Below are 22,035 nucleotides of genomic sequence, written 5' to 3'. Positions count from 1 at the left end.
ATGGATAAAACGTGCTTTGCTTGGTTTTAGTTTACTTACGTGAAAACGGAATATTCATCAGCCATCTGTTTTTCTTCCGTGACTTCTGTGTTTCCGTGGCAAAAATCAATAATATTTTCCTTTAAACTCTGTACATTTTTCAGTGATGTGGTTAAAATAGGCTCACCGCCGATAGGGCGCTTTCTTTTTCGCAGGAAAAAGAAACAAAAACTGCCGGCTGCTATTTTTTTATTAAGGTCAGTGCAAAGACTTGCCAAATCTTTACCAAAAAATAGCTAGGTCGGTTGAAAGTAGAACGGAGAAACTGTGGTTAGGCCAGTTTGAGTGAGAGCGAGTTCAAAAGATTTAAAATTAAAATGCGAGACCTTTAGCCCATCATTTTATTCCGTGACTTCTGTGTTTCCGTGGCAATAAAGTACTATTTAGTCAGAATTGCTTTATGTGTAGCTCTGTGAATTCTTTGTGCGCTCAGCAGTTGAAAATTAGTAATTGTTGTGATGTGGAGATGTATTGCTAAAGCAAAAGATACAGTACTCCTTAGTTTCCATCTTTTCCCTTACTTTTGCATAAAATTATTTCTTTTGAAAAACGAGATCTTCATTATTACCCCGCCTTTTACGCAATTAAATACCCCTTATCCGGCATCTGCCTATATCAAAGGGTTTTTGAATACGAAGCAGATTTCATCTGCACAGGCAGACTTGGGTATTGAAGTAATTTTGGCTTTATTCTCAAAAGAAGGATTGCAAGATCTTTTTGATTTTGGCCGAGCACAATCCGATTGGTCTGAGACAAGTCAAAATACTAAACGGATTTTCGCGCTGCGAGATGAATATTTAAAGACAATTCATCCGGTTATTTCTTTTCTTCAAGGGAGAAACCCGACTTTGGCGCTTCAAATTTGTAGTGGTGATTTTCTCCCTCAGGCATCCAGGTTTGATCAGTTAGAGGAATTGGATTGGGCTTTTGGCGCTATGGGTACACAAGATAAAGCTAAACATCTTGCAACCTTATATCTGGAAGATATTTCTGATTTTATTGTAGAATGTGTGGATGATAACTTCGGTTTTAGCCGTTATGCCGAACGTTTGGGCAGAAGCGCAAATTCGTTTGATGAGCTTTACACCACACTAAGCGGTGCGGCAAGTTATATTGACCTCGTTCTATTTAAAATTTTAGAACAACATATTTCCAATCATCAACCCAAACTTTTTTTAATTTCTGTTCCTTTTCCAGGCAATTTATACAGCGCATTTCGGTGTGCTCAATGGTTAAAAGCCAATCATCCAGAAATTAAAATATCTATGGGTGGCGGTTTTCCAAATACAGAACTGCGCTCGCTTTCAGATCCACGCGTATTTGAATTTTTTGATTTCATAACGCTTGACGATGGCGAATTGCCTGTAGAGTTGTTGTATCAAAACATTACATCAGACATCCCCGAACAAATGAAGATGTACAAGCGTACGTTCTTGCTGGAAGATGGACATGTGGTTTACAAGAATGATGCGCTTCGGAGTGATTACAAACAGCTTAATGTAGGCACCCCAGATTATAGTGGATTGTTGCTCGATCAGTATATTTCTGTGATCGAAATTGTTAATCCGATGCACCGCATGTGGAGTGATGGACGCTGGAATAAATTAACAATGGCACATGGTTGTTACTGGGGTAAATGTACGTTTTGCGATATTTCTCTCGATTATATTCGCGTGTATGAACCCGTTGCGGCCAAACAAATTGTTGACCGTATCGAAGAGCTTAGCTTACAAACAGGTCAAAATGGTTTCCACTTTGTGGATGAAGCCGCACCACCTGCCTTGATGCGAGAGGTGGCATTGGAAATATTGAGAAGAAAACTTGCTGTAACCTGGTGGACGAACATTCGCTTTGAAAAAAGTTTTACACAAGATCTGTGTATTTTGTTGAAAGCATCTGGTTGTATCGCGGTTTCCGGAGGTTTGGAAGTTGCATCAGATCGATTACTAAAATTAATTGATAAAGGTGTTACCGTAGAGCAGGTTGCGCGTGTTACACGCAATTTTACCGAAGCCGGAATTATGGTTCATGCATATCTGATGTACGGATATCCAACACAAACCGTTCAGGAAACGGTAGACAGTCTGGAAATGGTTCGCCAGCTTTTCGAAGCAGGTGTTTTACAGTCTGGTTTTTGGCATCAGTTCGCGATGACGGCGCATAGTCCGGTTGGTATGTACCCAGAGAAATTTGGCGTTGTAAAAGAAACTGAAGCAATTGGTACTTTCGCAAATAATGACATTAACTATCGTGATAAAACGGGAATCGACCACAATAAATTCAGTTATGGATTAAAAAAATCGCTCTTCAATTTTATGCACGGGATTTGTTTTGATTATGCATTACAAGACTGGTTCGATTTCAAAATCCCGCGAACACAAATCGCTGCGGATTTTATCGAAAAATCTTTGAACGATGAAGATCATTTTAACATAAAGCCAACGGCAAAAATTGTTTGGATTGGTGGAAGTCATTCTTTAGAAACGTTTACCAAATCGAAAAAAGGCCGGTCATGGGAAATGGCAAGTTTAAGTTTTCACGATAAGAAGGAAAGTTTTACCATACAAACCAGCAAAGAAGAAGGAGAGTGGCTAAACGAGCTATTGAATAAAATAGCACTCACTCAAGATAAGATTTACACTTTCCAGGAAGTTAAAGCAGATTTTGAAGCCAATTTGGAGAATTTTGAACTGTTTTGGTTTTCCAAACCAATTAATACTCTTAGAAATTTCGGGTTGTTGGTTCTGTGATAAGCTAACTATTTACAGAAATTTAAGATTCATTTAAGCTTAATTTCTTACATTCTTCTCTTAAAAACTTCGGGTTGTTGGTTGTGTGATAAATTAACCATTTAAGGAATTTAAGCTTAATTACTAACATTCTCAAATTCCTTAAATGGTTGAAAAATTATTAATCGCAATGCGGAACAGTAAACGTCCAGGTTTCGGATTCGCTTGAAGGAATAATATATTCAGTTCCTTTTATGTTTTCGAACCACAGTTTCCCTCTTAATTTATCGCGGCTACCCACCTCATTTAATGTTGCGCTATCATATAATCTTCCATTAATCATCACATAACGGATTTTTTCTGAGTTGCGAATGTCATCCAATGGATTTGCATCCATAATCACTAAATCGGCGAGTTTACCAACTTCTAAAGAGCCGATTTCCTTATCCATTCCCAAATATTTTGCGCCGTTTAACGTGGCTGCATTAATGGCTTGCAAAGGAGAGAATCCGCCTTGCACAAACATCCAAAGTTCCCAATGTGCGCCCAAACCTTGTATTTGTCCATGTGCGCCCAGATTCACTTTTGTTCCGCCGTCTGCGATTTGTTTTGTGGCTTTTGCAATGTCTATATGATTGTAGTCGCTATATTCAGATGTAGATCTTCTTCTCGAACGGGCATCAATTATAGATCTCGGTGTAAACGCCATTAATTTTTCATTTTCCCATACATTTGTCCGGTCATACCAATAATTTTCGCCCCATTGGCCACCGTAAGCAACAATTAATGTTGGTGTATACGCAACATCTGTATTGTTCCACAGTGTGGTCACATCTTTATAAACAGGTAAAACCGGAATGCTGTGTTCTATTCCCGTATGTCCATCAGCAACCATGTTCATATTGGTGAAAAAAGTTGATCCGCCTTCTGGTACCACCTCCATTTTTAACTGGCGTGCCGCTTCCAGGATCTGCTGGCGTTGCTCGCGGCGAGGTTGATTGTAAGATTTTACCGAAAAAGCGCCAACAGCTTTTAAACGGCGAAGATTTGCCAAAGCATCATCTAAACTGTTAATCACAACTTTGAAATCTCCATCGGCACCATATAAAATAGAACCTGTAGAATATACTCTTGGGCCAATCATTCTTCCGGCTTTAAGCATTTCGCTCTGACTAAAAACCATTTCAGTATTGCTTGATGGATCGTGAGCGGTCGTTACTCCAAAAGCCAAATTGGCCATGTAACTCCAATCGTTTTGCGGGGAAATTCCATCCGGACTGGTGCGCAAATGCGCGTGTACATCTACAATTCCGGGCATAATGGTTTTGCCTTGCAGGTCAATCACCTTTGCATTTGCCGGTAAACTTATTTCTGACGTTTTGCCAATTGCGGTAATTTTATTGCCATCGGTAAGGATTGTGCCATCTTCAATTACTTCTTCACCTTTCATAGAAATAATTCTGGCACCTTTTAATGCAACAATTCCTGTCGGAACGTCTGTTTTTAGAATGAGATTGATATCGCTGGATGTTGCTGTTGTTTTAGGCGTAGAACCGTCAAAATTAAACGCACCCGCAACATCAATAGTGAAATACTTTGGCCCCAGTGTCCAATGCAGGTTTTTACTATCTGTACTCCATTGCATGTAGGTTCCGCCATCGGTGCTCACTTTTACAACAGGAATAGATTTATTGCTTGCAGAGGCATCCTGAGCTGTTCCGGTGTTGATCATTGGTGTAATGTATACATTGAAAAGTTCATTGAAGGCAAGCCATTTGTTATCCGGGCTGATCACAAATTGATTGGCATATTGCGAGGTAAAATGCGTACGCTCGTTTGCACCGTTTAAATCGATACTTTTTAATGCTTTTTTCCCGTCGGCATAACTTTGGAAATAGATCCTTGTATCGGTATTGTTAAATTGCGGGCGGATTCCGTTCTCAGAAATCAGCGTTTTACTTCCGCCAGCTGCTGGCATGATAAATATTCCTGTTCCTCTACCAAAGTTGTAACCTAAAACGTCATTCCCGCTGCCTTTTCTAAAAACAATCTTATCGCCTTTGGTAGAATATTGCGGGGAATAATAAAATCCTTTCTCATCGCTCAAAGTAATGGTTTTACCCGTTTTCATATCCGTTCTTTTAATCGCTCCGCGCAAATCATCGTTCCAGGTGGTGTAAATTACAAATTTTCCATCCGGACTAAATGCAGGTTCAAATTCAAAATCTAAACTTGCGGTTAATCTTTCCGGTTTGCCATTGGGCATTTCTTGTTTATACAAGAAACCTGCAGCATTAAAAATGATGGTTTTGCCATCTGGCGATGTGCTCAGTTGTCTAAGCATTTTAGCTGTAAACTCATTGCTGAAAACCTTTTGTTCAAAGTGTAAAGCTTGCTGAACGGTATGTACAGCATTGGCTTGAAAAGGAATATCTGTGTTGATTAGCGTAGCAACTTCTACTTTTTTAATCTTCCCATTTGCATAAAAAACGATGCCTTTGCTGTCTGGTGTCCACGCAAAATTCGGATATACACCAAAAATGGCCCAGGTTTCTTGTTGATCATGTGATAAGTTATCCTGAACCGGCCATTCCTCGCCAGTTTTCAGGTTTTGAACAAACAAAGTCGATTTTAATCGCACACGCTTAACAAAGGCAATAAAATTGCCATCGGGAGAAGCTTGCGGCCGGCATGCACCGCCTTGTTCATTAATTAAAGTCGATAGTTTTCCGGTTGTTAAATCCAGTTGCCTAATGGCATAAATGGTTCCGTTTGGATCTTTACTGTATTCAAAATTTGGACCAGGAGAAACATCTTCACTGAAATAGAGGAATTTTCCATCCGGAGAAACATTCGGTTCGCCAGCATCTTGCTGATCATTTTTTCTTTTTGTGAGTTGCACACCCTCTCCACCATTAATGTTGTACATCCACATTTCGCCTGCACCTAAAGATCTGCCGGCCGTGTAATGTTTTCTGGCAATCAAATATTCGCTATCTGGTGTCCAGGTTGCATTATTGAGCAAACGAAAGCTTTCTTTGGTAATTTGCTTTTTATCTGAGCCATCTCTTTTCATAATCCAGATATTATCGCCACCGCTTTTGTCGCTTGTGTAAGAAATATATTTGCCATTCGGACTAAATCTTGGTTGAACATCCCAGGCAATTCCGCTACTAATGGTTTTAGCCATTCCGCCGGCAATTGGCATAATATAGATATCGCCGAGCAAGTCAAAAACAATTTCCTGCCCATCCGGACTTACATCCAAATTCATCCAGGTTCCCTCATTGGTGTTTAGTGTGAACTCTTTTTTTGTACCCTGATAATTTTCAATATCCCATTTTTTTTCCTGGGCATTTGTGGTTAAAAAGAGTAAGGAAAGCGCAGATAATATGTAAAGTTGTTTCATGTATAGTGAAAATGGTTATTTAAATAATTCGTTAATTTTCTTTTGAAGAAGCTTTTTATCGGGCAATTGTGTTTTGTATTCTGCAACCAATGCTGGAGATAAACTTCTGCTTAATGCATATTCTACAACTTCATGGTCTTGATCTTTGCAAAGTAAAATTCCGATACTAGGATTTTCATTGTCTTTTTTTACATCTCTGTCTAAAGCTTCCAAGTAAAAATTTAATTGTCCCAAATGTTCGGGTTTAAATTTATCTACTTTCAATTCAAATGCAATTAAACATTGTAAACCACGATGATAAAAAAGCAAATCGATAAAAAAATCGCTGTTGCCAACCTGTATTTTATACTCCTGGCCAATAAATAGGAAATCTCTACCCAGCTCCAAGATGAAATTTTTCATTTCTCGAACTAGACTTTTTTGCAAGTCACTTTCATTGTGTTGCTCATTAAGATTAAGAAATTCAAAGATATAGCTGTCTTTAAAATTATTTCCCAGGTTATCGTGTAATTCTCTCAACACTGTTGAGAGTTTTGTGTTTCCTAAGATTGATCTTTCAAAAAAGCCTGCTGAAATTTGACGATCTAATTCTCTAAAAGAGTAGTTGTCTTTTTTAGATATCTTGAGATAGAATTCACGAGCTTCTGGCGTATTGCATCTGGAAAATATAGCTAAATTATGTGACCAACTAATTTCTCTCAACAGTGGTGAGAGTTTTGGGAAATCTTTATAGCTTTCATAAAACTGCTTCATTCGCCAAAGGTTTTATCCGAAAATCCTTTTAAATCTGGCTCATTTTTAGAAATATGAAGCGCCAGTTCTTTTACAGCCGATTGTCCCCATTCCGATTTTTCTACCTTAATAGATATGTATTCGCCGATATTCCAGTACAAATTAATCCGTTCGCGATTTACAGATTTTAATGCAGTAGTTCTGGCATTTTTAATAAGTGTTATAACATCTGTAAATCGGTTTTCTATCATTGGTTTTGCCTGTGCTTCAAAGTTAATAATCTTTTCTGAAGATGATTTTCCGGCAATTGTAATTATCCTATTGCTTTGGAGGGAAATTTGTAGTTTTGAATCCGCCGATTTTATGACCGCAATAGAGATTTTACAGAAATACTGGGGCTATCCCGCTTTCCGGCCTTTACAGCAAGACATTATTACCGCTGCTTTAGATGGAAAAGATACACTGGCACTCCTTCCAACAGGTGGTGGAAAATCCATTTGTTTTCAAGTACCTGCAATGGTTAAAGAAGGAATTTGTATTGTGGTTTCGCCACTCATTGCACTCATGAAAGATCAGGTAGAAAACCTGAAATCCAAAGGTATAGAAGCCATTGCCATTTACGCGGGTATGGGGAAAAGAGAAATCGATATTTTATTGGACAATTGTATTTATGGAAAAATTAAGTTTCTATACCTCTCTCCAGAACGGTTGCTTTCAGAACTTGTTCGCATACGGATTTCTTATATGAATGTGAATTTGATTGCAGTAGATGAAGCACATTGTATTTCCCAATGGGGATATGATTTTCGGCCGCCATATCTGGAATTAGCCAAATTGCGCGAAATTCTGCCCAATGTTCCCGTTTTGGCTTTGACGGCAACGGCTACAGAGTTTGTACGCAAAGATATTGTGGAGAAACTTGAAATGAAGGATCCGCAGATTTTTGTGAAAAGTTTTGCCAGAGAAAACCTCAGTTATGTGGTTTTTGATCAGGAAGATAAATATAAAAAACTGATAGACATTTGCCGAAATGTGAAAGGTACCGGACTGGTTTACGTGCGCAACAGACGGGAAACCGCAGAAGTTTCTAATTTTATTAATAGAAACCACATTAAGGCCGATTTTTATCACGCCGGGTTGCCACGTGAAGATCGCTTTAAAAAACAAGAAGAATGGAAACAAAATAAAACCCGTATAATGGTGGCTACTAACGCCTTTGGGATGGGGATTGATAAAGCAGACGTACGTTTCGTGGTTCATTTGGATTTGCCAGAAAGTTTGGAAGCTTATTATCAGGAAGCTGGAAGGGCAGGGCGCGATGAAAAACGAAGTTATGCTGTTTTACTCGCCAATCAATCTGATGTGCAAATGCTGGAAACGAGGTATCTGGAAAGCTATCCTACAGCAGATGATATCCGAAAAACCTATCATTACCTCGGAAACTATTTTCAGCTTGCATTCGGTGCTGGCGAAGGGCTTACATTTCCTTTTGATCTGGTCGATTTTTGCAAACGTTTTAACCTTAGCGTAATCAGAACCATGTCTGTTCTTAAATTTTTAGAACATGACGGTTACCTCACTTTCACAGAAAGTGTTTTTTTACCTTCAAAGTTAATGTTTGTGGCTGCTCACGAAGATGTATATCGTTTTCAAATTGAAAATCGGGGCTTTGATTTGCTTATTAAAACCATACAACGTTCTTATGGCGGTGCATTTGATGGTTTCGTGAAAATTAATGAAGGTGATTTAGCTAAAAGAACAGGTATTTCGTTCCTTGAAATGAATGTATTGCTTAATAAACTTCATGAGCTTGAACTCATTAATTATATTCCGCAAACTGATCAGCCGCAACTTCAATATGTCCGGGCGCGGGTAGATATGAATCACTTTGATGTAGATACCAAATACTTATTGTTCAGAAAAGAACTGATCCATACACAAGTTCATGCAGTAACAAAATATACCACCGAAAAGTTATGCAGAAGTATTCAACTATTGCAGTATTTTGGCGAGTTAAATGCTGCTAAATGCGGGTATTGTGATGTTTGTTTGGCAGAAAAACGATTGGAAAATGCCGGACAATTGCAAGATCAGATAGAATATGAGATTATTTCTCTTTTGCAACAGCAGGCTTTGGATTTAGATAGCTTAATGGGCGCACTTAGGGTTGGTGTTGAAAGCGATAGATTAAATATTATCAGAACATTGCTTGATGCCGGAAAAATTAAAACCGATGGCAAAAGATATTATTTGTGAGAATTTGCAAATAGTGGAAAATGTTTGCCAAGAAAAGAAGAACAACTACCGGCTACTCTAAATTCACAACTCGCTAATACTACATTGTGCAAAAAAATGATATTTTTGAGCATTACCACAAACTGTACATGATAGAAAAAAATAATAAGAAAACGATCCGTTCCTGGGCGTTTTTCGATTGGGCAAACTCTGCCTATAATCTGGTGATTACCTCAACCATCTTTCCTGCTTATTACACCATCATCACAACAACTAAAGAACATGGTGACCAGGTTTCGTTTTTCGGACACTATTTCGTGAACACCGCATTGTCTAATTATGCGCTTTCTTTCGCGTATCTCATAATGGCGCTTTCTTTACCCGTACTTTCATCTATTGCAGATCGGCGGGGAAACAAAAAATCATTCATGAAGTTTTTTACTTACCTGGGGGGTGCAGCTTGTATCGGCTTATATTTTTTTAAACTGAATACGCTTGAAATGGGCATTATTTTTTTCGTACTTGCCGCAATGGGATATATTGGTGGCGTACTTTTCAGCAATTCGTATCTGCCAGAAATCGCGACCGAAGAACATCAGGATCGCGTAAGTGCACAAGGATTTTCATACGGATATATTGGTTCGGTATTGTTGCAGTTGATCTGTTTCCTATTTGTACTTAAACCAGAATGGTTTGGTATTCAGGATGCATCTTTTCCTGCAAGGTTGTCGTTTTTATTGGTCGGGATCTGGTGGATCGCATTTTCTCAGATTCCGTTCGCAGTTTTACCTGCCGGCATTCCTCAGGAAGGAAAAATCAGAAGCAATATTTTAAAAGATGGTTTTAATGAGCTTTCTAAAGTATGGCGGCAATTGAAAGAAATTAAGAAATTGAAAGGTTTTTTACTTTCGTTTTTCTTCTATTCTATGGGTGTTCAAACCATCATGCTTGCTGCTGCGGGTTTTGCAGAAAAAACCTTAAAACTTGGAACAGCGAAGTTGATTGCTGTAATTCTTATCATTCAGCTGGTGGCTATTCCGGGCGCGTTGTTAATGTCATATCTGGCCAAAAAAGTAGGCAATATTAATATTTTGATCATGGTTGTACTCATCTGGATTGCGTGCTGCGTGTACGGATATTTCATCACTAACGAATATCAGTTTTACGCTCTGGCAGCAATTGTTGGTTTAATTATGGGCGGAATCCAATCGCTTTCCCGTTCTACTTATTCTAAGTATCTGCCTGTAAATACGCCGGATAGCACTTCATTTTTTAGTTTTTACGATGTAACGGAGAAACTGGCAATTGTAATCGGCTTATTCAGTTTTGCCTATATTGAAGATTTAACAGGAAATATTCGCTTTTCAATCATTGCTTTGGCATCATTTTTTATCGTAGGACTAATCTTTTTAACACTACTTCGCAAAATTGAACGCAAAGAATTGTTAAAGTTGTAAGTTTGTAGCCTTATCGAAAAGAAAACGTATGTGTTGCTTTCTTTTTCATCTGAATAGCATAAAAGTTAATGAAAGTAGAATTGTTTATTCCCTGTTTTGTTGATCAACTTTATCCGGAAACGGCATTTAATACGCTGCGGTTATTGGAAAAATCTGGTTGTAAGGTTGAGTACAATTCCAAGCAGACGTGTTGCGGTCAGCCTGCATATAACGCAGGTTATTGGGACGAAGCCAAAGAAGTGGGCACAAAATTTCTAAACGATTTTAGCGAAAATACCTACGTGGTTGCGCCGTCTGCATCTTGCGTTGGAATGGTAAAAGGTGGTTATAATGATTTGTTTACCAATACAATGGTGCACAACAAATGCAGAAATTTGCAATCTAACATTTGGGAACTTTCTGATTTTTTGGTGAACGTTGCTAAAAAAGACTATTTCGGTGCAGAATTAGAAGGTAAAGCCGTTTATCACGATTCTTGCAGCGCTTTGCGCGAGTGCAAAATTAAAGACGAACCGCGCCAGCTTTTATCCAAGGTTCATGGATTAGAAATGATCGAAATGGACGATACAGACATGTGCTGCGGTTTTGGTGGCACTTTTGCCGTAAAGTTTGATGGGATTTCTTCGGCAATGGCAGAACAAAAAATTAATCATGCTTTGGCAAAAAATGCTGATTATATCATCTCAACAGATTTGTCTTGCTTACTTCATCTACAAGGTTATATAGAAAAGAATAATCTTGCGATTAAAACACTTCATCTTGCAGATGTTTTAACGCATGGCTGGCTGGAAACAACTGAATATTAATGTGCCTGAACAAATCTTTACTACTGTAAAAATAAAATTACAATAAATTTTTTTACAGATACAAGTTGTTTTATATGAATGCTTTGTGTTGTTCTCGATAGGATTTACAACATCGCTTTGTATCTTTGTTTAAACCTTTAAGCATCTTTAAAATCAAACTGAAACAAATAACAGGACATGAAAAAAATTATCTTGGCTTTACTGGGTATCGCATCAATGGTTGGTGTGGCTAATGCACAAAAAAAGACATCTGGAGCAATCCAATATTCCAGCACAATTGATCCGGCAATGATGGCTTCAGCTAGTGGAATTACCTTAACCGACGAAATGAAAGCACGGATGCCTTCGAGCAGCAAATCCAATTACGAGTTATTATTTACGGCTACAAATGCAAGTTATATGCCCGTAGAAGATGTTGAAGACAGTAACGGCGGTGGTGGCGGTGGCTTTGGAAATAGAATGATGAGGTTTGGTGGTGCTGGCGGCAATCGCGAGTACTATTACATATTTGCTGATCAGTCGGTATCAGAAGTCTTCGACCTTAACGATACTACATATTATATGCCCAACAAGCTAAAAATGTCTACAACGGGCGGTGGCGCAATGGGCGGATTTAGAGCTGGCGGCAACCGGAACGATTCTGCTGCAGCTGCAAAACCGGTAACACCTCCAAAAATAGATATTGTTAAAACTGACTCTACAAAAAATATCATCGGCTTTAATTGCCATCAGGTAATTGTGAAATCTACCAAACATATTAATTTGCTTGGAGCAGATCGAGAAGTGACCGAAGAAACTAAAATTTGGTATACAACTGATTTGGGTTTTAATTTTTCACCAAATACAAATTTATGGCCAGAAGGCGTAGTTTTAGCCATTGAAAGCCGTGGAAATAATACCATCGCTACCAGTATAGAATATAGAAATGTAAGTGCTAAAGACGTTACTGCACCTAAAAAAGCGAAATTGATTACCGAAGCAGAATACAAAGTGAAGATGGAAAATATGATGAAACGCTTCAGAAATAACAGACCGTCAAGTGGTGGTTTCCGTCCGATGGGAATGGGCAATTAACAATAAAATAAATATATTCGCCTGCCTGGATTTTCAGGCAGGCTTTTTTTTGCCCGCTCAAAACCAAAATCCGGTAATGATATTGTTATGTTGTTGCAACGCATCAATTATTCAATTAATATTGAAAGGCATAACCGAAACATACCAGACTTATAATGGGGACTTCTTCCGACTTATTAAAAACCAGAAAACATTTTGAAATTTTAGACGGCCTTCGCGGCGTTGCCGCAATTGTGGTTGTATTTTTCCATTTCATGGAAATTTCTTTCACCGATTACAATAAAAACTGGATTTCGCACGGATATCTGGCTGTCGATTTCTTTTTCTGTTTATCGGGTTTTGTAATTGCCTATGCTTATGATGCGCGTGCGAAAGATATGAAGTTAAGCCAGTTCCTGAAATTACGCTTAATCCGCCTTCATCCTTTAGTTGTTATCGGCTCTGTGTTAGGTTTAATCACATTTTTAGTTGATCCTTTCAGTAATTTATACAGCAGTTACGGTTTTGTAAAAACAGCGCTTTTATTTATTACTTCAGCGTTGGTAATTCCGTATCCGGTAATGCCAGAACGTTATTTCAATTTATTTTGTTTAAATGCACCAAGTTGGTCGCTATTTTGGGAATATGTGGCCAATCTAATTTACATTCTGATACTTTGGCGCATCGGGCGAAAAACATTGCTCGCACTAACCATTATCGCCGCAATTGTACTTTGTTGTGTTTCTTTAAAGTCGGGTTCACTTGGTGGCGGCTGGGGAGGAGATAATTTTTTTGATGGAAGCGCGCGCGTTGCCTTTTCATTTTTGATGGGGATGCTGATTTATCGGTTAAATTGGATAATCAGAAATCAGCTTGGTTTTCTACGGATGAGCGTACTTTTGCTGATCGCATTTTTAGTGCCTTTTAACGATCAATACAATTGGTTAGTAGAACCCATTTTAGTTTTATTTTATTTTCCACTACTGGTATCATTAGGTGCAGGTTCAACACTAAATGCGTCATCAAAGAAAATTTGTAAACTATCTGGCGATATTTCCTATCCATTGTATATGACGCATTATCCATTCATTTGGATTTTCCTAACCTATGTAGGTGTTCTAAAACCTCCAATGTCTACTCTGGCTATTATTATGCCAATAGGCGTAATTCTGCTAACACTTTTTTCTTACCTTGTAATGCGCTACGTGGATGAACCCATTCGTAAATATTTGAAAAATAAATGGTTATGATCGGGTGTCTTTTTAAATATACTTGCGGAAACAGGTAATAATCAAAACCTTTTAATTCTTGATTTTCCGGCATAGAATCGCCATATTTGCACAAAATGAAATCACATTGTAGGTGATTTTCGGTACATTTTTTAAAAACTAAATCATAGTTGTAGATGATTAATATTACTTTACCTGACGGATCTGTACGTCAGTATGAACAGGGCACATCTGCCCACCAAATTGCATTATCCATTTCTGAAGGACTTGCCCGTAACGTTTTAGCTGCTGAAGTTAACGGAGAAGTGTGGGATTCTACCCGCCCAATCGACGCTGATGCTTCAGTAAAACTATTAACCTGGAACGATACCGCTGGTAAAGCAACGTTTTGGCATTCATCTGCTCACTTAATGGCAGAAGCCTTGGAAGCACTTTATCCGGGCACCAAATTTGGTATCGGTCCGGCTATTGAAACCGGATTTTATTACGATGTAGATTTCGGCGATCGGGAGTTTTCTTCGGATGATTTCAAGGCAATTGAAACCAAGATGGTAGAATTGGCTAAGCAAAAGGAGACTTTTACTCGCGAAAGTGTGAGTAAAGCCGATGCAATTAAATATTTTACTGAAAAAGGAGACGAGTATAAATTAGATTTGATTGATGGATTAGAAGATGGAAAAATCACTTTCTATACTCAGGGTTCATTTACAGATTTATGCCGTGGTCCACATATTCCAAATACTGGTTTTGTTAAAGCAGTTAAACTGATGAACGTTGCCGGTGCATATTGGCGTGGCGATGAAACCAAAAAACAGCTTACCCGTATATACGGCGTAACTTTCCCGAAAGCGAGCGAATTGACAGAATATCTTCAAATGATTGAGGAAGCCAAAAAACGCGATCACCGTAAGCTGGGAAAAGAATTGGAGCTGTTTATGTTTTCTGAAAAAGTGGGCATGGGTTTGCCTATGTGGTTGCCAAAAGGAACCGCGCTTCGCGAACGCCTGGTTCAGTTTTTAGCCAAAGCACAGGCAAAACATGGTTATGAGCAAGTAGTTACACCTCACATTGGGCATAAAAACCTATATGTAACTTCTGGTCATTACGAGAAATATGGTAAAGACAGTTTTCAGCCAATCAAAACGCCGCAAGAAGGTGAAGAATTTTTGTTGAAACCAATGAATTGCCCGCACCACTGCGAAATGTATAAATTTAAACCACGTTCTTACAAAGATCTGCCGGTTCGTTTTGCAGAATTTGGAACCGTTTATCGCTATGAACAAAGTGGCGAATTACATGGATTAACTCGTGTACGGGGATTTACTCAGGATGATGCACACTTATTCTGTCGTCCTGACCAGGTTAAAGAAGAATTTAAAAAAGTAATTGATCTGGTATTATATGTATTCAAATCATTGGGATTTGAGAACTATACTGCACAGGTTTCTTTGCGCGATCCGGAAAATAAAACCAAGTACATCGGAACTGATGAAAACTGGAAACTTGCTGAAGATGCCATTATCGAGGCTGCTGCCGAAAAAGATTTAATTACTGTAGTTGAATACGGTGAAGCCGCTTTTTACGGTCCGAAACTGGATTTTATGGTAAAAGATGCGCTGGGCAGAAAATGGCAGCTTGGAACCATTCAGGTAGATTATAATTTGCCAGAGCGTTTTGAACTGGAATATACAGGTAGTGACAATCAGAAACACAGACCGGTAATGATTCACCGAGCACCATTCGGTTCTTTAGAAAGATTTGTTGCTGTATTGATTGAACATTGCGCCGGAAACTTCCCGTTGTGGCTAAGTCCGGAGCAGTTTATCATTCTTCCGATTTCAGAAAAATATGAAGAATATGCAAAAAAAGTTTTAGATGAGCTAAATAATTCCGATATTCGCGGGCTGATTGACTTCCGGGATGAAAAAATTGGTCGCAAAATACGCGATGCAGAGGTTAAAAAGATCCCTTACATGTTGATAATAGGCGATAAAGAGATGGCCGAGGGCAAAGTTTCTGTTCGTAAACATGGTGAGGGAGATTTGGGAGAAATGACTTTGGAAGAGTTCAACAGTTTGTTAATTAAAGAAATAACCGTTTAAAAAATTAAATTAATACAAATTTGGCATTAGGAAGACCAGGATTTAACAGGGGACCACGTCCGCCTTTTAAGAAAAAAGAAGCAGAGCATAACATCAATCAGTACATTAAATCGCCTGAAGTGCGTTTGGCTGGCGATAATGTTGAGCCAGGAATCTATCCTTTGGCGAAAGCTTTGGCACTTGCTGATGAGTTGGAGTTGGATTTGGTAGAAATTTCTCCAAACGCCGTTCCTCCGGTTTGTAGGATTATAGATTATAGCAAGTTTGTTTACGAGCAGAAGAAAAAGCAGAAAGAGATTAAAGCAAACGCTAAGCAAACGGTTATTAAGGAAATTCGTTTCGGTCCGAATACGAACGATCACGATTTCCAGTTCAAATTGAAACATGCAGTAAGCTTTTTAGAGAACGGAGAAAAAGTTCGTGCTTATGTGCATTTCAAAGGAAGAGCAATTGTATATAAAGAGCAGGGAGAAATTCTATTATTGAAATTTGCCCAGGCTTTAGAAGAAGTTGGAAAGGTAGAGTTGCTTCCTAAGTTGGAAGGAAAACGTATGTTCCTGACAGTTGCACCTAAAGTTGCAAAAAAATAAAAATAGGTTTATAAATTAAAAAACAGGTTATGCCAAAAATGAAAACCAATTCCAGTGCTAAAAAGCGTTTTTCGCTTACTGGGACAGGTAAAATCAAAAGAAACAATGCATACAAAAGTCACATCTTAACAAAGATGAGTACTAAACGTAAACGTGCTCTTGGTCATGCAAGCATCGTAACAGATGCAGATTCAGGTAACGTTAAACGTATGCTTTGCATCGGAAAGTAATTTATTAATTCACCAGGTATCAGGCATTAAAGATCCTTAATTGGGCGCCGCTTACCAAAAAACAACAACAACATGCCACGTTCGGTAAACGCAGTAGCTTCGAGAAGAAGAAGAAAAAAAATCCTTAACCTTGCAAAAGGATATTGGGGAGCAAGAAGTAAGGTTTATACTGTTGCTAAAAACACAGTAGAAAAAGGTTTGCAATATGCATACCGTGACCGTAAAGTTAAGAAAAGAGAATTTCGTGGATTGTGGATTCAGCGTATTAACGCTGGTGCGCGTCAACACGGTATTTCTTACTCTCAATTGATCGGTAAATTAGCTTCTAAAGAAATCGGTTTAAACCGTAAAGTATTGGCTGATTTAGCAATGAATCATCCAGAAGCTTTCAAAGCTGTAATTGACGCAGTAAAATAGAAATTTTCGCTATGGCGATAATCATATTTGAAAAGGGAACTGATTTTCAGTTCCCTTTTTTATTGTCTATACTTTACATATGAGATTTTGATTAGCAGATAAATAATGAGTTTTCCTCATAATTTTCGCCGATTAACACAGATTTTTGTTGTGCCAATGGCGATAAAGAAAGGATTCTGAGACAATTTTCTGTGTTTGCAAGGATGAAGTTACTGTGTGAATCAATATAAACTTAAGTTATTAGTGTAAAGCCAAATATGCGAGGCTGGCAAGTAGGCTTCCTACAATCGGCCCAACTGTCGGAATCCATGCATAAGCCCAATCGCTGCTTCCTTTCCCTTTCATCGGAATTAGGGAATGAACAATACGCGGACCTAAATCGCGCACCGGATTGATGGCGTAACCTGTAGTGCCACCCAAAGCCAAACCAATAACCCAAACCAAAAATGCTACCGGTATTGCACCTAAAGAACCTAAGCCTATCGGCACAGTATTCTCTTTTGTGCCCATACTGGCATCTGTAAAATAAAAAATCACAAATATTAACACGAAGGTTCCAATAATTTCAGACAGCAAGTTTGATGAGTATTTACGAATGGCAGGAGCTGTCGCAAAGGGAGCTGCTTTTAAACCTACATCATCTGTTGCATCAAAATGATCTTTATACACAAACCAAACCAGCAATGAACCCAACATTGCACCAAGTAGTTGTGCAATTACATAAAATGGCACCTGCGACCAACTAAAACCTTTCCCAATTGCAAGCCCCAGTGTAACTATGGGGTTTAAATGTGCACCGCTATACGGCCCGGCCACTACCACGCCAACAAAAACAGCTAATGCCCACGCGGTAGTTATTACAATCCACCCGCTGCTGTTCCCTTTAGTCTCTTTAAGTACCACGTTTGCTACAACCCCGTTGCCCAACAGAATCATCAGCGCTGTACCGGTAAATTCAGCTAAATATGCATTCATAATAATTGTAATTAGGGATTAATTTTCTGCATTTACACGCGCAGCTTTAACAGCTCTTTTCCAGCCAAGTATTTTTTCAGTATTGTCCGCATCTTTATCGGCATGGAAGGTTTTATTGATTTTCCATTGGGATTGAATTTCACTTATGCTTTTCCAATAGCCTGTTGCCAAGCCAGCAAGATATGCGGAGCCGATAGCCGTAACTTCTGTTATTTCTGGTCTGATGACTTCACAATTGAGCAAATCCGCTTGAAATTGCATCAATAAATTATTTGCCGTAACACCTCCATCTACACGCAACTCACTGATAGAAACGCCAGCATCCGCTTCCATTGCCCGAAGTACGTCCATTGTTTGTAAAGCAATACTTTCTAAAGCGGCGCGCGCAATATGTGATTTGTTAGTGCCGCGGGTTAATCCTGTAATGGTGCCACGAGCATGCTGATCCCAATACGGCGCACCTAAACCTGCAAAAGCAGGAACAACATAAACGCCATCCGTATCCGGAACTTTTTTGGCCAGCGTTTCTACATCTGCGGATCTCGAAATCATACCCATTTCATCACGTAGCCATTGTACAACTGCACCAGCAATAAAAATACTGCCCTCAAGCGCATAGTTGATCTCATCGCCAATTTTCCAGGCAATTGTAGTTAACAGATTATTTGCCGATGTTTTTGGTTTGTTTCCAATATTCATCAGCATAAAACATCCGGTTCCATATGTATTTTTGACCATACCGGTTCCGGTACACATTTGTCCGAATAAAGCCGACTGCTGATCTCCGGCAATACCTGCAATTGGAATTTTTGCTGAAAGGATTTTTCCTGCAGTTTCACCATATATTTCACTGGAAGATTTTACTTCGGGAAGCATATTTTCAGGAATACCAAACAACTCTAAAAGTTCTTTGTCCCATTCCAATGTGTGGATATTATACAGCATTGTTCGCGATGCATTGGTCACATCGGTAACATGGATTGTACCTGCAGTAAGTTTCCAAATCAACCAGGAATCTATTGTGCCAAATGCTAGTTGTCCATTTTTTGCTTTTTCTTTGGCGCCTTCTACATTTTCTAAAATCCATTTGGCTTTTGTAGCAGAAAAATAAGAGTCGATAATGAGCCCTGTTTTTTTCTGTATTTTTTCGGACAGACCTTGCTTGCGGATTTCATCACAGTAAGCAGCTGAACGTCGGTCTTGCCAAACGATGGCATTATAAATCGGGATTCCAGTTTCCTTATCCCAAATCACAGTAGTTTCGCGTTGGTTGGTAATACCGATAGAATCGATTTCATACGGGTCAATTCCCGCTTTGCCAATTACTTCTGTTACAACGCCAATTTGTGTAGACCAAATTTCCATCGGATCGTGCTCAACCCAACCTGCTTTTGGATAAATCTGTGTAAACTCCTTTTGTGTAATTTCGAGTATTTCGCCTTTATGGTTAAAAATAATTGCCCTTGAACTTGTGGTTCCTTGGTCAAGAGCCAAAATGTACTTGCTCATAATTTTTTATTCGGTTGATTAGTATTTAAAAAAATGATTATCCCTGGTAGAGATATCCATCTGCAAGATTATTGAAAGCGGTAACCTGTTTTTTTTCCCAGGATTCATCCTCTCCAGATTCTCGTGCCAATAGAAACGCAACTTTAGGCGCCATTTTTTTTGCTGCCGCTGCATTGATGAATAATACCCGAAGGCGTCTGCTCAAAATATCTTCTACTGTTTCTGCCATTTCATTTCTTGCAGACCAAACAACTTCGGCTTCAAGATAAGGAAAATCCGGATGGAGCTTTTGATTGAGTTCTGGATTTCCGGACAGAAGCGAGAGAATTTCATCACGGTCTGTACCGTAAGCATCTAGATGATCATTGCTTTTAATATCGGTATTTCCATGTATCGGCAATGATTTTGTTTTGCATGGCATAAATGGAAGTCCGGCTTCCTTAATTGCTAAATTTACCGTTTCTTCTGCCATCCGGCGATAAGTAGTCCATTTTCCACCGGTTATAGTAATCAATCCTTTGGCAGAGACAACTAATTTATGGTCCCGACTGATTTCTTTGGTACTGTTGCCATTGGTTTTGGTTGGCGCAGCGAGTGGACGTAAGCCAGAGAATACACTTAAAATATCACTTTTGTTAGGTTTTTTTTGAAGATATTCTTGCGCAGTATTTACAATGAAATCTACTTCTTGTTTTAATGCACGAGGTTCAAGACTGTGTTTATCAAGTGGCGTATCTGTAGTGCCGACCAATAGATGCTCGTGCCATGGAACTGCGAACAGTACACGACCATCTGAAGTTTTTGGAATCATGAGTGCTGCATCGCTGTTTAGAAATTCCTTAGATAGTACTATGTGAACACCCTGGCTCGGCCTTACCATTTTCTTTGCATTTGGATCACTCATCTGCAAAATTTCATCTACAAAAATTCCGGTGGCGTTAATCACCATTTTTCCGTGGTGCGCAGATTTTTTTCCGGTAATTACATCCACAACCGTAACACCATTTATTTCTCCGGTTTCGTTTTTTAACAAACCAGTTACTTGTGTGTAATTTAGAATGGTTGCGCCTTGTTCTATTGCAGTTTGGCCAATATTAATTGCAAGTCTGGCATCGTCAAATTTACCATCATAATATTGAATAGCGCCTTTTAAGCCTTTGGCTTTAATTCCAGGCATTTTTTGCAAGGTTTCTGTTTTAGAGAAATATTTGGACTTGCCGAAGCTATATTTTCCGGAAAGCCAATCGTAAAGTGTGAGGCCAATCAGGTATTTTGCTGTAGAAAACCAATTGTAACAGGGAATTAGGAACGCTTCTTTAGCTACCAGATGTTCGGCGTTTTTTTGTAAAATACCACGTTCTTCCAGTGCGTGTTTAACCAGGCCAATATCGCCTTGCGCCAGGTAACGTACGCCTCCGTGTACCAGTTTTGTACTTCTACTGGACGTGCCTTTTGCAAAATCAGATTGTTCTACGAGTAAAGTTTTGTAACCTCTGCTGGCTGCATCAAGCGCGGTGCCAAGTCCGGTTGCGCCTCCGCCAATTAGTATAATATCCCAATTAAAGTCTTCCTTTATATCAGCCGGGTGTAGTCTTTTCATTCGGTAGAAGAAAAATAATAAAACGAAATAATGTGTAATTGTAAGCAAACAATATTTAAAAAATGTGTTCTCCCCGTTAAAAATACATTATTTATGTATTTAGATCTTTTCGCATTATTATTATTGTTATTTTGCAGCACGCTAATAATGTAGACGATGATGAATTTAGCTGAGCGGCACCAATTTATATTAAACCGATTGCAAAAAGACCAGTATGTCAATGTGCTGGATCTTTGTAACGAACTGAAAGTTTCTTCTGTTACGATAAGAAAGGACTTGAAATTACTGGAAGATAAAAGTCTTTTGTTTCGTACGCACGGCGGAGCTTCGATTAATAATCCATACACGGTAGATAGACCAATTAACGAAAAAGAAAAATTACAGTTTAACGAAAAAAGCCGGATTGGCGCAGCAGCAATTGCATTTCTGGATGAAAGCGACTCCATCCTGATTTCTTCAGGTACTACCGTTCTACACTTCGCTAAAAATATAGTGAACATGTCTAAACTTACGGTAGTTACGCCTGCTTTAAACGTTGCACTTGAACTAATTCGCGAAGCTAAAATTGAAGTAATTCAATTGGGAGGCGTTTTACGCAAAAGTTCGTCGGCGGTAACGGGAAGTTATGCAGAACAGGTTTTACAGGATTTTTATTTCAACAAACTTTTTCTAGCAGTTGATGGAATAGATCTTGATTTTGGTTTGACCACTACAAATGCCATGGAGGCACATCTGAATAGAAAAATGATTCAGGCTTCGCAAAAAACTATAGTACTTGCCGATTCTACAAAATTTGGCAAAAAAGGCTTCGGCAGAATATGCGGTTTAGAAGAGATTGACCACATTATTACCGATAGAGGGATTTCTGACCAAACCGTAAAACATTTAGAGGGTTTAGGTGTTACAGTAACTATCGTATAGTT

At 38.8% G+C, this 22,035-nt stretch carries 17 protein-coding genes and 1 pseudogene; 11 read left to right on the top strand and 7 right to left on the bottom strand.

What is annotated here, in order from left to right:
• Positions 1-35: 35 nt before the first annotated feature.
• Complete coding sequence (locus ACJVDH_RS12105; protein WP_443943659.1) at positions 36-257, bottom strand: hypothetical protein; 222 nt, start codon at positions 255-257, stop codon at positions 36-38.
• Positions 258-581: 324 nt separating this feature from the next.
• On the opposite strand from ACJVDH_RS12105, the gene ACJVDH_RS12100 reads away from it, so the two are divergent.
• Positions 582-2,789, top strand: a complete 2,208-nt coding sequence (locus ACJVDH_RS12100; RefSeq protein ID WP_443943658.1) for a B12-binding domain-containing radical SAM protein — start codon at positions 582-584, stop codon at positions 2,787-2,789.
• A 160-nt stretch (positions 2,790-2,949) separates the two neighbouring features.
• On the opposite strand, the gene ACJVDH_RS12095 is transcribed toward ACJVDH_RS12100, so the two are convergent.
• From ACJVDH_RS12095 to ACJVDH_RS12085, 3 genes and pseudogenes are all read right to left on the bottom strand, one after another.
• Positions 2,950-6,177 (bottom strand): amidohydrolase family protein, encoded by a 3,228-nt coding sequence (locus tag ACJVDH_RS12095; RefSeq protein ID WP_443943657.1) that lies wholly within the window; start codon positions 6,175-6,177, stop codon positions 2,950-2,952.
• A 15-nt stretch (positions 6,178-6,192) separates the two neighbouring features.
• Positions 6,193-6,699, bottom strand: coding sequence for a PDDEXK nuclease domain-containing protein (locus tag ACJVDH_RS12090; protein WP_443947624.1), 507 nt, complete (start codon positions 6,697-6,699; stop codon positions 6,193-6,195).
• Between the two features lie 90 nt (positions 6,700-6,789).
• Positions 6,790-7,160 (bottom strand): annotated as a pseudogene (locus tag ACJVDH_RS12085) (DUF1016 N-terminal domain-containing protein); the annotation flags it as partial.
• Positions 7,161-7,272: 112 nt separating this feature from the next.
• On the opposite strand from ACJVDH_RS12085, the gene ACJVDH_RS12080 reads away from it, so the two are divergent.
• From ACJVDH_RS12080 to rplT, 9 genes are all read left to right on the top strand, one after another.
• Positions 7,273-9,165, top strand: coding sequence for a RecQ family ATP-dependent DNA helicase (locus ACJVDH_RS12080; protein WP_443943656.1), 1,893 nt, complete (start codon positions 7,273-7,275; stop codon positions 9,163-9,165).
• A 128-nt stretch (positions 9,166-9,293) separates the two neighbouring features.
• Positions 9,294-10,601: an MFS transporter gene (locus ACJVDH_RS12075; RefSeq protein WP_443943655.1), complete on the top strand. Its 1,308-nt coding sequence runs from the start codon at positions 9,294-9,296 to the stop codon at positions 10,599-10,601.
• Positions 10,602-10,669: 68 nt separating this feature from the next.
• Positions 10,670-11,407, top strand: a complete 738-nt coding sequence (locus ACJVDH_RS12070) for a (Fe-S)-binding protein (protein WP_443943654.1) — start codon at positions 10,670-10,672, stop codon at positions 11,405-11,407.
• Positions 11,408-11,584: 177 nt separating this feature from the next.
• Entirely contained in the window at positions 11,585-12,481 is an 897-nt protein-coding gene (locus ACJVDH_RS12065) for a hypothetical protein (protein WP_443943653.1), read from the top strand.
• Between the two features lie 155 nt (positions 12,482-12,636).
• Positions 12,637-13,710, top strand: coding sequence for an acyltransferase family protein (locus ACJVDH_RS12060; protein WP_443943652.1), 1,074 nt, complete (start codon positions 12,637-12,639; stop codon positions 13,708-13,710).
• Positions 13,711-13,865: 155 nt separating this feature from the next.
• Positions 13,866-15,791, top strand: coding sequence for a threonine--tRNA ligase (thrS, locus tag ACJVDH_RS12055; RefSeq protein ID WP_443943651.1), 1,926 nt, complete (start codon positions 13,866-13,868; stop codon positions 15,789-15,791).
• Positions 15,792-15,811: 20 nt separating this feature from the next.
• Positions 15,812-16,381 (top strand): translation initiation factor IF-3, encoded by a 570-nt coding sequence (gene infC, locus ACJVDH_RS12050; protein ID WP_443943650.1) that lies wholly within the window; start codon positions 15,812-15,814, stop codon positions 16,379-16,381.
• A 29-nt stretch (positions 16,382-16,410) separates the two neighbouring features.
• Entirely contained in the window at positions 16,411-16,611 is a 201-nt protein-coding gene (gene rpmI / locus ACJVDH_RS12045; RefSeq protein WP_090882274.1) for a 50S ribosomal protein L35, read from the top strand.
• A gap of 72 nt (positions 16,612-16,683) precedes the next feature.
• Positions 16,684-17,028 carry a 50S ribosomal protein L20 gene (gene rplT / locus ACJVDH_RS12040; protein ID WP_025144714.1) on the top strand — a complete coding sequence of 115 codons (345 nt, stop codon included), beginning with the start codon at positions 16,684-16,686 and terminating at the stop codon, positions 17,026-17,028.
• 240 nt (positions 17,029-17,268) lie between these two features.
• Here rplT and ACJVDH_RS12035 read toward each other — a convergent pair whose 3' ends face one another.
• The 3 genes from ACJVDH_RS12035 to ACJVDH_RS12025 are packed head-to-tail and all read right to left on the bottom strand — an operon-like array spanning position 17,269 to position 21,112.
• Positions 17,269-18,003, bottom strand: a complete 735-nt coding sequence (locus tag ACJVDH_RS12035; RefSeq protein WP_443943649.1) for an MIP/aquaporin family protein — start codon at positions 18,001-18,003, stop codon at positions 17,269-17,271.
• A gap of 18 nt (positions 18,004-18,021) precedes the next feature.
• The gene (gene glpK / locus ACJVDH_RS12030) at positions 18,022-19,512 is read right to left on the bottom strand and encodes a glycerol kinase GlpK (RefSeq protein ID WP_443943648.1); all 1,491 of its coding nucleotides are present in this window, start codon (positions 19,510-19,512) and stop codon (positions 18,022-18,024) included.
• Between the two features lie 37 nt (positions 19,513-19,549).
• A complete protein-coding gene (locus ACJVDH_RS12025) occupies positions 19,550-21,112 on the bottom strand; it encodes a glycerol-3-phosphate dehydrogenase/oxidase (RefSeq protein ID WP_443943647.1) in 1,563 nt (520 codons plus the stop codon).
• A 156-nt stretch (positions 21,113-21,268) separates the two neighbouring features.
• Between ACJVDH_RS12025 and ACJVDH_RS12020 the strand changes: the two genes are divergently transcribed.
• A complete protein-coding gene (locus ACJVDH_RS12020; RefSeq protein ID WP_443943646.1) occupies positions 21,269-22,033 on the top strand; it encodes a DeoR/GlpR family DNA-binding transcription regulator in 765 nt (254 codons plus the stop codon).
• The last annotated feature ends 2 nt before the right edge of the window (positions 22,034-22,035 follow it).

This window comes from Pedobacter terrestris (assembly GCF_052343045.1).
GTDB lineage: Bacteria > Bacteroidota > Bacteroidia > Sphingobacteriales > Sphingobacteriaceae > Pedobacter.
This window is presented reverse-complemented; position numbering and strand designations above follow the sequence as displayed.

What these genes read in the sequence shown, in the direction of transcription:
- ACJVDH_RS12095 (WP_443943657.1), bottom strand. Translation starts at nt 6,177, where the DNA reads ATGAAACAACTTTACATATTATCTGCGCTTTCCTTACTCTTTTTAACC.
- ACJVDH_RS12080 (WP_443943656.1), top strand. Translation starts at nt 7,273, where the DNA reads ATGACCGCAATAGAGATTTTACAGAAATACTGGGGCTATCCCGCTTTC.
- ACJVDH_RS12075 (WP_443943655.1), top strand. Translation starts at nt 9,294, where the DNA reads ATGATAGAAAAAAATAATAAGAAAACGATCCGTTCCTGGGCGTTTTTC.
- ACJVDH_RS12070 (WP_443943654.1), top strand. Translation starts at nt 10,670, where the DNA reads ATGAAAGTAGAATTGTTTATTCCCTGTTTTGTTGATCAACTTTATCCG.
- ACJVDH_RS12065 (WP_443943653.1), top strand. Translation starts at nt 11,585, where the DNA reads ATGAAAAAAATTATCTTGGCTTTACTGGGTATCGCATCAATGGTTGGT.
- ACJVDH_RS12060 (WP_443943652.1), top strand. Translation starts at nt 12,637, where the DNA reads ATGGGGACTTCTTCCGACTTATTAAAAACCAGAAAACATTTTGAAATT.
- thrS (WP_443943651.1), top strand. Translation starts at nt 13,866, where the DNA reads ATGATTAATATTACTTTACCTGACGGATCTGTACGTCAGTATGAACAG.
- rpmI (WP_090882274.1), top strand. Translation starts at nt 16,411, where the DNA reads ATGCCAAAAATGAAAACCAATTCCAGTGCTAAAAAGCGTTTTTCGCTT.
- rplT (WP_025144714.1), top strand. Translation starts at nt 16,684, where the DNA reads ATGCCACGTTCGGTAAACGCAGTAGCTTCGAGAAGAAGAAGAAAAAAA.
- ACJVDH_RS12035 (WP_443943649.1), bottom strand. Translation starts at nt 18,003, where the DNA reads ATGAATGCATATTTAGCTGAATTTACCGGTACAGCGCTGATGATTCTG.
- glpK (WP_443943648.1), bottom strand. Translation starts at nt 19,512, where the DNA reads ATGAGCAAGTACATTTTGGCTCTTGACCAAGGAACCACAAGTTCAAGG.
- ACJVDH_RS12025 (WP_443943647.1), bottom strand. Translation starts at nt 21,112, where the DNA reads ATGAAAAGACTACACCCGGCTGATATAAAGGAAGACTTTAATTGGGAT.
- ACJVDH_RS12020 (WP_443943646.1), top strand. Translation starts at nt 21,269, where the DNA reads ATGATGAATTTAGCTGAGCGGCACCAATTTATATTAAACCGATTGCAA.